The organism is Microbulbifer mixtoriginis (SeqCode), from assembly GCF_052466695.1.
The window spans coordinates 913,017-926,820 of sequence record NZ_CP174285.1 but is presented as its reverse complement, the minus strand read 5'-3'; the positions used below and the strand labels follow the sequence as shown (position 1 = coordinate 926,820).

Below are 13,804 nucleotides of genomic sequence, written 5' to 3'. Positions count from 1 at the left end.
AGAGACACAAGGCGTTATCGCTATTAATGAGTATATTCAATGATTGGTATACGAACATTGCTTTGGGGCGCAACGACACTCATTGACGGCTTTATCCGTCGGGGGTTTAAATTCCAGATTAATTTGAGTTCTATCGGCTCGCCTTCTCTCTTTGTGTCTCTGCAATGACTCTTTCGTTGATGCATGAAATACTCCAGAGAGAAAATACCCCATGAATATGTCAACCTTCTCATCCAGGCTAAAACTACTCTTCCCCAGACCTATCCGGGAGTTAACTTTCGACAAACTGTAAGTCAATAAAATATCTTGACCATCACGATCGAACAGGTTAAATAGGCCTATCGCCCAATCGGTTTCCAATACATGTGAGAGCGTGTAAAACTTATCCACAAATTCTAAATAGATTAAGGAAAAGTCTTCACCTCCTTGAAGAAATCTACTTACGTAAGTGGACTCCTCCTCACGTAAAAAATCCAACGCTGCCTGGATTGTTATTTCCTGAATATCATTGGCAAGGATATAGCCAGTGAGTCTATTGACTTCAACCACCGTCATGCCAAGTTCATAAAGTTTAGCCTGGTGTTCAGGCAGTCCTCGCCAAGAGGATAACGGCATTAGCAACCGGTATGCGGTCATCCACTCAGGATGTTCTTTTAAATTCACCTCATACCAAGTCGGGCTCTTTTTTTCAAGGCCGTGCTTTTGGAGGAAAGACAAGTCTTCACCGTCATAACTCGCTTGGCGAACTGCTTTCATTCGCAGCCAAGCTGTCAAATTCCGTTCCCTACTCAGTATCCAGTCGCTATCAATTTTCTTATTGAGATCATTCGCCGTAGCATGCAATATCTGTAAGGCATCTTGATTAGAGCTAGCGACAGCCGAAGTAGTAAAGATGATGCTCATTAAAGAAATCAACAATAAGGCGGCATTTGGAAGGAATGGCATTGGGGAACCTTAGGTCGCTTTCGGTAGCTATATGTGACTTGGCCCATTATTCAGAGGGGCACAGCTTAATTATCGCTTGGAAGCCTGCCTCGAAGAGAAAATGGATGTCGGAATTCCCACCATGGGGCTCACGGGAAATTGCTGAGCCTCGTTTATATTTTCATTGCCTGGAGAAACTTGAGAACACCAGCCAGTCACGCAGTGAAGGCAATCTTTGTCGGGTGGCCGATCTCTGGTGTATGATTTACTAGTAATGAAACACTACTCTTCCACATTTCGCGCCAAACTGATTGCTATGGCGGCCCTGCTCCTGCTGATGTTCCAGGTGCAAACTGTGCTTGCCTGCGAAATGATGGATAGCCCTGAGCCGGCAGCGGAGTGCTGTTGTGACCACATGGTTACCAGCTCAGAGCCCGATGAAGTCGACTGCTGTGAATACGACACCCAGGTTTCTCTCAAGACCTCTCTGGATGATCACGAAGTCGCCTTAACCGCTGCCTTCCTTGGCCTGGAACTTCCTCAGCTGGCACCACCGCCCACTTACCAGTGGCCGCAAATATTAGCCCCACCGCTGCTCAAGGCGGTTACACCCTTCCAACTAGCCTCCACCTTCCCCGGCAATCGAACTTGGTTAGCCACTCTACGCCTGCGTATTTGATCACTCCCTCTCTCTGATTTGCGAAATTTCCCGCAGCATCATTCAACTTTTGTCATTGCTGCTGTTGGGCTTCAGAAAGATTGTTCTAGGAGTGAACCCTTTGATTTCCCTACAAGCCGTTGCTGCCCGTAGCAGCAAAGAAATGGGCAGTGCCTTTGATTTCCAACTTGGCACCCCACACAGCACCGAGCTCGTTACCCAAATTCTGATCCCCTCTGTCTTTGGAGGTGTGCTATGAGCCGCGCAAAAACGCTGAGCCTGGTTTCTTTCGTTTTTTTACTGGCGGCGGCGGGCGCTGCCTTCTATTGGAAGAAAACAGCTGGATTAGCGGTAACCGACCATATTGAGTTTATTCCTGCCGGCCCCTTCCAGATCGCTGTAACCGTAGATCCACTGCAGCCCCGCGCTGGTAAGAACCAGATTCGCATCGAAGTTAGGGACAGAGAAAACCGTCCAGTCAGCGGTGCCGAAGTTCGCGCAGTAGCGGAAATGCCCGCGATGGGTGCTATGCCAGCTATGCGCGCCCAGGCGGATATCAACGAGGCTAGCCCAGGTATTTTTCAGGGGGAGATAGAGCTCGCGATGGTGGGCTCATGGCCCATGGTGGTAGATGTGGCTACCGGCCACGATCGCCACGTGGACCTGGCCTTTGATATGAGCACCAACCGCAAAGGTTTGCGCTTGAAATCTGCACCTGAGGCCTCCGATACCGCTTACTATACCTGTGCCATGCACCCGTCTGTACGAGCTGCACAGCCCGGCACCTGCCCGATCTGCGGTATGGACTTGCAGCCGGTCAGTCATGATGAGCTGCAAAGCGGCAGTATTGTGGTTGAAAGTGGTCGCCGTCAGGCTATTGGCATCAAAACCGGCACGGTTGAAAGACAGCCATTCGCCCTACCCATTCACCTACACGGTCAGGTGACTTACGACGAGACCCGCCTGCGGGATATCAGCCTGCGCTTCGATGGCTGGATTGGTGACCTGGATGCCGACTTTGAGGGCAAGGAAGTTAAACGCGGTGAAGTGCTGTTTTCTGTGTACAGCCCGGAGCTTCTGGCCGTTCAGGATGAATACCTGAAAGCGCGCCGCCGCGGCGATTCCCTGGAAAAAGCCGCACGCCGGCGCTTACTGCTTTGGGGACTTTCAGAAGAGCAAATCGATTGGCTGGTAGAGCAACAGAAAGCGCAAGACTATGTGCCGATATTCGCTCCGGCCAGTGGCGTGATTATTGAGAAGAATATTGTCGCGGGTTCGTCCTTTCAGAAGGGGGACAACCTACTGCGTATTGCCGATCTGAGCCAGGTCTGGATAGAAGCCCACGCCTATGAGGACCAACTGCCACTGCTGGAAAAAGGTATGCCGGCCAAGGTGCGGTTAACCAACGTCTACCACGAGGAAATTCCGGCAACCCTCACGCAGATCGACCCGTTTCTCAATCACAGTAACCGCAGTGCGCGGCTGCGCGTAACCCTGCCTAATACCGATGGCGAGCTTCGCCCCGGGCTGTTCGCGGACATTATGTTAAGTGCCAAACTGGGGAATCTGCTAGTAGTTCCCAGGGATTCTGTGCTGATCTCCGGCAAGAAGCGCATCGTTTTCCGTGATCTGGGCCAGGGCCGCCTGGAGCCAGTGCAGGTACGCACCGGATACGGGGATAGTGAGCGCATTGTGATTCGCTCCGGACTGCAGGAAGGCGACAAAATCGTCACCTCTGGCGTGTTCCTGATCGCGGCAGAGAGTCGCCTGAAATCGGGGGTACAGCAGTGGTAAATACCGAACCCAAAGGGCTGATCGCCCGTATTATTGGGGCCTGCGCTGGCAAGCCGGGGATCACGCTGATCCTTGTGGCGATAGCCGCCCTGGCGGGATACCGGGCCCTTATCAGTGTTCCCCTGGATGCTATCCCGGATCTCTCCGATGCCCAGGTCATCGTCATGACAGACTGGCCCGGCCGCAGTCCAGACCTGGTGGAAGACCAAATCACCTATCCGCTTTCCACCGCTATGCTGGGGTTGCCCAAAGTCAAATATGTCCGCGGCCAGAGCTTTTTTGGGCTCAGTTTTGTCTACGCCATTTTTGAAGACGGCACCGATATTTATTGGGCCCGTTCGCGGGTGCTCGAATATCTCAACCAGGTGTCAGACCAACTCCCCGAGGATGTTCAGCCCACTCTGGGGCCAGACGCCACCGGAGTCGGCTGGGTATTTCAGTATGCGTTGGTGGATCGCAGCGGCAAGCAGGATCTGCAAGAACTGCGCGCACTACAGGATTTTAAATTGCGCTATTGGCTCACTTCTGTGGAGGGTGTGGCCGAAGTCGCGTCTATCGGTGGTTATGAGAAGGAATATCAAGTCCAGATCGACCCCCATCGATTACAGATGTTTAATGTTCCACTGGGCAAAGTGGTCGAAGCCATTCGCCGCAGTAACAACGACACCGGCGGGCGGGTACTGGAGATCGCCGGCCACGAGCATATGGTCCGTGGCCGCGGTTATATCCGCAGTGTTTCTGATCTGGAAGAGGTAGTCATTGGGGTAAACGCGGCAAAAATTCCCGTAACCCTTGATCAGGTTGCCGATATTACCTTGGGGCCGGCCATGCAGCGCGGCATTGCCGAGCTGGATGGTGAGGGGCAAACCGTCGGCGGTATTGTGGTAATGCGCTACGGTGAAAACGCCCTAAAGGTGATTGAAAGGGTTAAAGAGCGCATCGAACAGATTCGCGCTGGGTTGCCAGAGGGCGTTGAGCTGGTGGTGACTTATGATCGCTCAAAGCTGATTAACAGTGCGATCGACAACCTTAAAAACACTCTGATTGAAGAGATGTTAGTGGTCGCCGCTGTAATCGCCATTTTCCTGCTGCACGCACGCTCTGCTTTAGTCGCGGTGATCACCCTGCCCATTGCCGTGTTGTTGGCCTTTATTCCACTTTCCCTACAAGGGTTGACCGCCAATATTATGTCGTTGGGGGGGATTGCCGTAGCCATTGGGGCCATGGTGGATGCCGCCGTGGTGATGGTGGATAACATCCATAAAAAGCTGGCAGCCTCTGGCGATAAGGCATTGTCTACTGCTGAGCGAAGAAGGTTGGTTGTTCGGGCAATGCAGGAAGTGGGGCCGAGTATCTTCTTCTCCCTGATTATTATTACGGTTTCCTTCCTGCCGGTGTTTGCGCTGGAAGCCACCGAGGGCCGTTTGTTCAAACCCCTCGCCTATACCAAAACCTACAGCATGGCCTTTGCCGCACTGCTGGCGATCACCCTGATCCCAGCACTCGCCGTACTGTTGATGCGTGGCAAGATCCGCACCAAGGAAAACCCGGTCACCCGCGCCCTAGTTTTTACACTGCAACCGGTGATCCACTTCTGTGTGCGCCAGCGCAAAATGGTGGCGGCCCTCGCGGTAACCGCCTTGGTTTCCGTGGCCTACCCCATCAGTAAGTTGAGTGGTGAATTTATGCCGCCACTCAATGAGGGCAGCATCCTCTATATGCCCACTGCCCTACCCGGTATGTCTGTGACCGAAGCGGGCAAAGTACTGCAGCAAATGGATGAAGAGCTAAAAACCTTTCCCGAGGTTGAGCACGTGTTCGGTAAAATTGGTCGCTCAAACAGTGCGACTGACTCTGCACCACTCTCCATGGTAGAGACTGTGATTACCCTGAAGCCCAAGGATGCATGGCGGCCCGGCATGACCTGGGATGACCTGCTAGCGGAGATGGATGAGAAACTGCAGTATCCCGGTATGCCGAATATCTGGTGGATGCCCATCCAAACCCGTACCGAAATGCTCGCCACCGGTATTCGCAGCCAGCTGGGTATCAAGGTATTTGGCGATAACCTGGAAGAAATCGAGCAAACCGCATTGGCTATTGAGGAAGCCCTACGCAGCGATCAGCGCACCGCCGATGAAACCCGCAGTGTCTTTGCCGAGCGCCTCACCGGTGGCTACTTTTTGGACTTTGATATCGATCGCGCACGGGCCTCCCGCCACGGTTTAAATGTGCAGGATATCGAAGATGTGATTGCCGCGGCTGCCGGTGGCTTGGCTGCAACCCAGACCGTCGAGGGGCGCGAGCGTTACGACGTGCTGGTGCGCTATGCCCGCGACTACCGGGATACCCCGGAACAGCTGGAGCAAATTCTGGTTCCCGCTTCCGACGGTTCCCAGGTGCCTCTCAACCAACTGGCTGATATGGACTTCCGCACTGGCCCGCCCATGATTCGCAATGAAGACGGGCAGTTAGTGGGATTAGTATTTGTCGACCTGAAAGGCGATGTAGGTGTTGCCGACTATGTGAGCCGTGCAAAACAGGTGGTCGCTGACCAAGTCAACTTGGTGCCCGGTCAGCGCATCGCCTGGGCTGGCCAGTATCAATATCTGGAGCGGGCCAAGTCCCGCCTGCAATGGCTGGTGCCCTTGACCTTACTAGCAGTTTGTTTCCTGCTTTACCTGCACCGCGGCCGGCTGTCTGACACCCTGTTTGTACTTACCGCTATGCCGATGGCACTGGTCGGGGCCTTCTGGTTGCTGTACCTGCTTGACTACAAACTCAGCGTCGCCGTATGGGTGGGCATGATCGCTATGGCCGGCCTTGCCGCAGAGATGGGGCTATTGATGCTGCACTATTTATCGGCTGCTGGAACCAATAAGCCGCCGCAAGGCAATACCGCCGCTGTCGCACAAGCGGCAGCGGGCCGCATAAGGCCAATGATGATGACCAGCCTCACCTTGTTGATTTCATTGATTCCAGTCATGGTTTCCGATGGCACCGGCGCAGATGTCATGAAACGCATTGCTGCACCCATGGTCGGCGGCACCCTCACGACACTGTTGTTTGTACTGTTGGTTATGCCCGGAGTGTTTTATCAGTGGAAGGCTCGTACAGATAAGGAAAGCTAGAAAAGCGGGGGCATTGGCTCAACTTGGCCCATTGCCCCACCGATTTTCTACTGATCATTTTTCATCAGCGTAAATTACCTATTTGTCAGCTGTGCACTGCTCTAAAGGCAGCGGGCAAATAGGTTTCCTCAGAGTTAACTGTTAAAATGCCAGGCAAGATTTGTATTGCCCAGATTGCAACATTGCAGTAATGACAAAAGCTAGAATGTGAAAATCACTTTCCTGGCTGGTTGAGTAATACGCGTATTTGACATTCAACGACTCCAGGATTTACCTTGACTGCCCCCTTTTCCGAACTCCCATTGAAGCCTGCCCTGCTGAAAAACCTGGCGTCTCTCAACTACACATCAATGACCGAGGTTCAGGCCAAGACACTTCCGCTCATACTCGACGGCAAAGATGTCATTGCGCAGGCAAAAACCGGCTCCGGTAAAACGGCAGCCTTCGGTTTGGGGGTGCTGCAGCGGCTCAGTGTTGAGCGATTTCGGATTCAATCGCTGATTCTGTGCCCCACTCGGGAACTTGCCGACCAGGTTGCACAGGAACTGCGCCGAATGGCCAGGGCAATACACAACATTAAGATTCTGACCCTGTGTGGCGGCATGCCGTTTGGCCCACAGATTGGCTCCCTCGCCCATGGAGCGCACATTATTGTTGGTACACCAGGGCGCATCGAAGAACACCTGCGCAAGGGAACACTATCCCTAGAGCATGTCGACACACTCGTCTTTGACGAAGCCGACCGGATGCTCGATATGGGCTTTCAGGACGTTATTGATACCATTCTGGCGCAAGTGCCAGCTCGGCGACAGTCGTTACTGTTTAGCGCGACTTACCCGGATCAAATTGAACGGCTCAGTGCACGAGTTATGCAAAAGCCGGTGATGGTACGCATTGCGTCCGCGCACAGTGAGGAGGTGATCGAACAACGCTTTTACAAAACTGAGAGTTTCGATGATCGCCTGGAGATGACCCGCCGCATTTTACTCAATGACAGGCCAGTCAATACCCTGATTTTCTGTAACACCAAGCGCGAGACCGATGACGTCGCCAGTGACCTAAAGCAGGCAGGATTCAATGTGCTGGCCCTGCATGGGGATATGGAGCAACGCCAGCGTAACGAAACCCTGATTCGCTTCGCCAATGGCAGCGCCTCGATTCTGGTGGCCACCGATGTAGCGGCACGGGGTCTGGATATCGACAAACTGGATGCCGTGATTAATTTTCATATTGCCAAAGATCCGGAAGTACACACCCATCGCATCGGACGGACTGGCCGCGCCGGTGAACGCGGTTGCGCCTACTCCCTTTTTGCCGAGAAGGAAGGCCACAAACTGGTTCGTATGGAACTAACCCAGGACCCACTATCCGACCCAGATACACCACCACCAGCCAGTATATTGAGTAAACCTCCTTTCCAGGCACCGATGGCTACCCTGCAGATCGATGGCGGCAAGAAACAGAAAGTTCGCCCCGGCGATATCCTGGGTGCGCTGACCGGCGGCGATCGTCCGATAAATGGAAAAGATGTTGGCAAGATAAACGTGCTGGATCAGACGGCTTATATTGCGATTAAACGCAATGTGGCAGCACAAGCACTGAAAAAGATCGAAAATGGGAAACTGAAAGGGCGTAAATTCCGGGTGCGACGTATACGAGGCTAAGCTTTAAGGACCAATGAGTTGGGTCCGTATGGACCTAACTCCCTGAGCTGGGGGTCAGCTTTAAGGTGTGGCGTTAGGTTAGAAAGCCTATAAATAATTAAGTCCTAGCCTTTTTGGAGCTGTGTCCATGTCCAAAATACTGATTCCCCTTGCAGATGGCGTTGAAGATATCGAGACCATTGCTATCTACGACATTTTAAGTCGGACGGATGCGGAGCTAACACTAGCTTCTATTATGCCGAGTAATCGCATCACTACCCTACGAAATCTTGTTATCGAAGCGCCTTATCGTATAGAGGAGTGTTTAAATACCACTTGGAATTTAATAGCTCTGCCAGGAGGTAAGGAAGGTGCCGAGTGTATGCATAACTCGGAACCTCTAATGGAGCTTATCCGCGCACAAATCGAATCCAGCCGTTGGTTAGGGGCAATTTGTACCGCCCCAGTAATCGTACTTGGCCGACATCAGTTAATTACCAATTTTAAAGCAACTTGCTACAAAGCTTTTCGTAGTGAGCTTAGTCAATATGTAAGGGAAGTCAGCGATCAACGAGTGGTTGTTGACCGGAACTTAGTGACCAGCCAATCACCAGGAACCGCGATAGAGTTCGCACTTGCACTCGTAACCTGCTTATTTGGGGAAGAGCGAACACACTCAATTGCTCACACTATGAATGTCTTATTACCAGGTAAGTAATCTAACATTATCCTGACATTCAGTTTTTCAATCGAATTCCACTCTGCCGAGCTACTCGGACTCCGCTGAAACTAACAAATCAAAATCTGACTTTCGTAAACGCCTTTCTAGAAAACTCAAAAACAAATCTATTTTTTTTGAGCTATTACGCCTAACTTTATACAGAGCGCCAACTACTTGAACCTCTTGCTTTAAATTAGGAAATATCTCTATTAGTTGACCGCATTTAATGGCTGGCTGACAGAAATAAGAAGGCAATATAGCAATACCATTGCCATTTATTGCCGCAGCACGGATATGAGTGGTCTTGTTAGAAACAAGATTACCCTTAAACTGATAGAACTTGCCATTGAATAGCCACCCATCTTTCAAACCATTAAGCCTGGCCAACAAAATATTATGTTTTCCGAGTTCTTCGATTGAGTCTGGATGCCCTTTCTTTTTTAAATATTCAGGAGATGCCACAAAAATGGGATGAATATGAAAAAGTGGCAACGCATAAAACTGGCTATCTGGTATTGCCGACCAAACACGGATGGCAATATCAATATCATCCTCAACCATATCCAAATGGTGTGGCGTAAAGATCAGCTCGAGATTAAAGTCTGGAAAGGCTTCTTGAAAGTCAATACATATTTGGCTAAAGACATTTTCACCCAATGTTTCAGGGAAGGTTAAGCGCAATTTGCCCCGGTCCAAGGCCCCAATTTCAGCAACCCGATCTTCCAGGTCAGTAAAGGCATTGATTATCTGCTGCCCTTGCTGGTAAACAAGCCTGCCTGCATCGGTTACCGAGACCGATCTGGTTGTTCGGATCAATAGTACCTGGCCCAGCACCTGCTCCAATTGAGCCAGTGTCTTGCTCACAGTTGGCGCTGACAAGCCCAAATGGCTACCGGCTTTGCTTAGAGAGCCATGATCCACTACCGCACAAAAGACACTGATCAAGTGGTACTTATCATATTCCCGCCGCACCGACTATTTCCTTAAAGCTAATTATGACTTTCCGCTGATGATCTTTATTAAGATCGGCCAAATAGTAAACTTTAAACCCATACTAATCCACTCTGGAAATTAACCCATGAATCACTTAACTTGTCACTGTGGGGCTATTCATTACAAACTTTTCAACAGCTCAGTTTCCCCTAAGGCAGCTGGGGCAATAAGTTTTGTTGAGACTTCCAATCCAGCGCTCATTGAAGATGCCTCAAAACAGCTTAATACCTATTCTTTTAAATCTGGACCAGTAAAAGAATATGGATTTTGTAGTCGGTGTGGTGCGGGTATATATCAAACAGATCGCCGTGGACAAACCCATCTCGTAATACATAGCCAGCAAAATTATCAAGCCGACTATAGTGGAATTCTGAGCTTTGGCTTTTAATTAGCCTTGTCAATCCTTCAGTCAGAAAATTAACTTAGTCCGTCACTCTCTAATATTCGCTGTTGCATAAAAGTGTGCATGTGGTTAAACCTCATCGAATGGTTGATCTCCCAGCTCCTCAAGAATGTGATTGATAAAGCTAGTAATACGTGATGAAAGTGCCGTGTTACGGTAGTAAACCGCATTAATAGATTGTTTCATGTCTAAGGTTTCACTAGAGAATAGCTGCACCAATCGCCCAGCTTGGCGATCTCTCTTGGTCATAAAGTCTGATAAACATACGATTCCTGCATCTGATAGTGCTAGTTGCCGTAAAGTCTCGCCACTAGATGAAGTAATCGTTGGCTTAATGTGCAGCATGTCCCCACTCTGCTCATACAGCGGCCATTTGTTGAGTGATTCGGGCTTTGTAAAGCCAAGCAAGGTGTGTTGGGCGAGTTGCTCCACATCCTCCGGGGTACCATGTTGTTGCAAGTAGCCAGGACTGACTAGAATTCGAACTCTGCTAGAACCTATTGGCCGGGCATATAAGGTTGAGTCTTGGAGCTTACCGATACGAATAGCCACATCAGTGCGCTTCTCTATCAAATCGGTTATCCCCTCATTACTGTTTAGCTCAAGCTCTATCTGAGGGTATTTAGTTCGGAAGCTATTTACCATAGGTGCTATTACATGCAGCATAAATGGTGTGGCGGCGTCTATACGCAGAAGACCAGAGGGGTGCTTTTTGCGGGCCGCCATCTGCTCCTCGGCCTCTTCCACTGAGATGAGAATATCCCGTGCATATTTGAGGAAAGCTTGCCCCTCCTCTGTTAATTCCAGACGCCTGGTAGTGCGCTGTAGCAATGTAGTTTGCAGTTTATTCTCCAAACGGGCTAATGCACGGCTAACCCCGGAGACAGTCTGCTCTAACCGTTCGGCAGCCGAAGTGATCGAAGCAGTATCTACCACAGTGATAAATACCTGGAGCTCTTGGAGGGTAACCTGCATTATTGACCTTAAATCAATAGTATATTGCCTATATACGGCTTTTTCATCAAAAGCTATTGCCCCACACTGACTCCATCGACCCACTACCTTCGGCTACTACAAACAGGCCATATCGCCATAGTAATTAGCTGCAGTTTTTATGCTAAGTACATTGGTAGCGGGACGTAACTGGCTAGTCAGGCATTCTTAACCGCCCGACCACATAGTCAAAACCTCTTAAGTTAAGAATTTCATTGATGGGAGAAGCAAGTGAAGCTGAAAAATCTATTGCCCAGTAAGCTCGGATTTGGCACAGCACCTCTTGGCAATATGTTCCGCGAGATTCCGGATGCTGAAGCCTTAGCAACGGTACAGGCGGCCTGGAATAGCGGTATCAGGTATTTTGACAATGCGCCATTCTATGGAGCCGGTCTTGCAGAAATTCGTATGGGTGAGGCGTTGTCTAGCTTCCCACGCGAAGACTATGTTATCAGCACCAAAGTTGGCCGCTTAATTTTGGATGAAGTTGAAGATGTAGCGAACCGAGATATTCAAGATAAGCGTGAGATTTTCAAGCATGGCCGCCCCAATAAGGTTGTTAATGACTACTCATACGATGCAACAATGCGTTCGATAGAAGGCAGCCTCAAGCGGTTAAAGACCGATCGTATTGAAATTGCATGGGTTCACGATGTTGCCCAGGATTTTTATGGTGACGAATGGCTTGGCATTTTTGAAAGCGCGCGGAAAGGTGCTTTCAGGGCTCTCGATAAACTGCGTGATGAAGGCGTAATTCAAGCTTGGGGCCTGGGGGTAAACAGAGTGGAGCCGATTGAAATACTTCTTGATCTTGAAGAACCTCGCCCCGATGGCTTTTTACTCGCTGGCCGCTACAGCTTGCTGGATCACTCTCGAGCTCTCCAGAGAGTAATTCCACAGATAATAGAACGCGACCTCGGCATCGTAGCTGGAGGTCCCTATAGCTCCGGGGCGCTAGTCGGAGGACCAAATTTTGAGTACGCGCCAGCATCAGACTCGATACTGCAAAAAGTTTCCAAAATCAAAGCGATTGGCGATAAGTACGGAGTTAGCACTAAGGCTATTGGTTTGCAATTTGTACTGGCCAATCCAGCCATTGCTGCGGTGATACCAGGTGCGAGCAAACCTACAAGGATCAAAGAAGATGTTGAGGCTTTGGAAACTAATATCCCTGATGCTCTATGGCAAGAATTGCGTCAAGAACATCTTGTCGATGACTCCGCTCCACTGCCAAATGGAAAGTAAGGGTAAACATCACTAGCTATACAATATTAATCCCGGCCTATAAACATTATTGGTGGGATTATTAGGGAAATTTAATTTAACATTTAGTCGTTCGAACTTGATTTGACAGTAACCGATTTTTTAGAAGTTGCCCTGCCAGGTCAAGTTCAGCTTTCCAATCATTTACTACACTTAATAATCTTTATAGCCAGCTGACTAAAAAGTTTTAAACACAACGGAGAGAAGCAAAATTTATGCAAGCCGCAATTTTGCATGGCAACTTGATAAAGTTAAAATAATTGCCAGAAGTCCTTGCAACTTGGGAATTTCCAAATATAAAAAGTATTTACACTTTCAGAATCTCGCTACTTAATCTAAAAGAAGTTCCAAAACCTACTAGCGATTGGTCCCAGAGCACGTTCTCTATTGCGGATAATACATAAATCAAAACTACTAAATGCTTTGATGCCTTCGACATTGATTGGGACGAGTAAGCTCTTCTTCAGATCATCCTCTATAAAATGCCTAGGAATTCTCCCCCAACCAAGCCCAGCAAGAGTCAATTCTTTTTTTGTATGGTAATCATTAACAAGCCACCTGCGCCCAACTTCTAGCAAGCTAATATTTCCTTTGTTTCCCGAGTGGCCGGTATCCCTCACAACAATTTGCGGTAACTGTGCAGCTTCCAACTGTGAGACACTTTCCCCTGGGAAGACCCCAGGCGCCACAACATTCACAAGCTCAACTTCCCCTATTTTCTTCCATTCATGTTTACTCTCAACACCGTATAAAGTAGCGAATGCTAGATCAGCTTCATTATTATCGACGCGTTCCATAACACCCGATAATAGTTCAGTACTAATACTGAAATCTGTATTGGGAAATGACAACACTATGGGTTTGATCTGTTTTAATAAAGGAGATAGCTCAACAATACCACTGATAACCACGGTGAATTTTGGCTCTATTCCCGCTCCAAGCTGGTGCCCCATTACGGAGAGCTGTTCAAGGCTCTGAATAACGCGCTTAGACTGCTTATAAAAAGCCTCACCCTGCTTTGTAAGACTTGGACGATAGCTATCCCTATGAAATAAGGGAAAGCCAAACTCTTCTTCCAACTTCTTAATTGCATTACTGATTGTCGGCTGGGTTTTGAAAATGGTCTTTGCCGCACCTCGAAAACTGCCCTGTTCAACTACAGCGATAAACATCTTGAGTTGTTCCTGGGTCATAACAAAACCTGATTCAACTGATTAATCATGTTGATACAAATATACCATTATCTATCTATCGTATACATAATTATCCTACGCCCTATCA

11 protein-coding genes are annotated in these 13,804 nt (G+C 49.3%); 7 read left to right on the top strand and 4 right to left on the bottom strand.

Translation table 11 applies throughout. From position 1 onward, the window contains the following. Positions 1 to 36: 36 nt before the first annotated feature. Positions 37 to 945 carry a hypothetical protein gene (locus ACJJI0_RS04095; protein WP_444884780.1) on the bottom strand — a complete coding sequence of 303 codons (909 nt, stop codon included), beginning with the start codon at positions 943 to 945 and terminating at the stop codon, positions 37 to 39. 253 nt (positions 946 to 1,198) lie between these two features. Here ACJJI0_RS04095 and ACJJI0_RS04090 point away from each other — a divergent pair, with 253 nt between their 5' ends. From ACJJI0_RS04090 to ACJJI0_RS04070, 5 genes are all read left to right on the top strand, one after another. Next, positions 1,199 to 1,603 (top strand): hypothetical protein, encoded by a 405-nt coding sequence (locus tag ACJJI0_RS04090; RefSeq protein WP_444884779.1) that lies wholly within the window; start codon positions 1,199 to 1,201, stop codon positions 1,601 to 1,603. Between the two features lie 234 nt (positions 1,604 to 1,837). Beyond that, entirely contained in the window at positions 1,838 to 3,376 is a 1,539-nt protein-coding gene (locus ACJJI0_RS04085) for an efflux RND transporter periplasmic adaptor subunit (protein WP_444884778.1), read from the top strand. Next, positions 3,370 to 6,507 carry an efflux RND transporter permease subunit gene (locus tag ACJJI0_RS04080; RefSeq protein ID WP_444884777.1) on the top strand — a complete coding sequence of 1,046 codons (3,138 nt, stop codon included), beginning with the start codon at positions 3,370 to 3,372 and terminating at the stop codon, positions 6,505 to 6,507. The genes ACJJI0_RS04085 and ACJJI0_RS04080 overlap by 7 nt, the downstream gene beginning before the upstream one ends. A gap of 275 nt (positions 6,508 to 6,782) precedes the next feature. Next, complete coding sequence (gene dbpA, locus ACJJI0_RS04075) at positions 6,783 to 8,171, top strand: ATP-dependent RNA helicase DbpA (RefSeq protein ID WP_444884776.1); 1,389 nt, start codon at positions 6,783 to 6,785, stop codon at positions 8,169 to 8,171. Between the two features lie 127 nt (positions 8,172 to 8,298). Then, positions 8,299 to 8,868 carry a DJ-1 family glyoxalase III gene (locus ACJJI0_RS04070; protein WP_444884775.1) on the top strand — a complete coding sequence of 190 codons (570 nt, stop codon included), beginning with the start codon at positions 8,299 to 8,301 and terminating at the stop codon, positions 8,866 to 8,868. A 51-nt stretch (positions 8,869 to 8,919) separates the two neighbouring features. Here the strand turns inward: ACJJI0_RS04070 and ACJJI0_RS04065 are convergent, their stop codons facing one another. Beyond that, positions 8,920 to 9,843 carry a LysR family transcriptional regulator gene (locus tag ACJJI0_RS04065; protein WP_444884774.1) on the bottom strand — a complete coding sequence of 308 codons (924 nt, stop codon included), beginning with the start codon at positions 9,841 to 9,843 and terminating at the stop codon, positions 8,920 to 8,922. A gap of 106 nt (positions 9,844 to 9,949) precedes the next feature. Between ACJJI0_RS04065 and ACJJI0_RS04060 the strand changes: the two genes are divergently transcribed. Beyond that, a complete protein-coding gene (locus ACJJI0_RS04060) occupies positions 9,950 to 10,252 on the top strand; it encodes a GFA family protein (RefSeq protein ID WP_444884773.1) in 303 nt (100 codons plus the stop codon). Between the two features lie 84 nt (positions 10,253 to 10,336). Here ACJJI0_RS04060 and ACJJI0_RS04055 read toward each other — a convergent pair whose 3' ends face one another. Next, entirely contained in the window at positions 10,337 to 11,242 is a 906-nt protein-coding gene (locus tag ACJJI0_RS04055; protein ID WP_444884772.1) for a LysR substrate-binding domain-containing protein, read from the bottom strand. A gap of 249 nt (positions 11,243 to 11,491) precedes the next feature. Between ACJJI0_RS04055 and ACJJI0_RS04050 the strand changes: the two genes are divergently transcribed. Next, the gene (locus ACJJI0_RS04050; RefSeq protein WP_444884771.1) at positions 11,492 to 12,505 is read left to right on the top strand and encodes an aldo/keto reductase; all 1,014 of its coding nucleotides are present in this window, start codon (positions 11,492 to 11,494) and stop codon (positions 12,503 to 12,505) included. A 353-nt stretch (positions 12,506 to 12,858) separates the two neighbouring features. Here ACJJI0_RS04050 and ACJJI0_RS04045 read toward each other — a convergent pair whose 3' ends face one another. Then, on the bottom strand, positions 12,859 to 13,716 hold the full coding sequence (locus ACJJI0_RS04045; RefSeq protein WP_444884770.1) for a LysR family transcriptional regulator: 858 nt from the start codon (positions 13,714 to 13,716) through the stop codon (positions 12,859 to 12,861). Positions 13,717 to 13,804 lie beyond the last annotated feature (88 nt).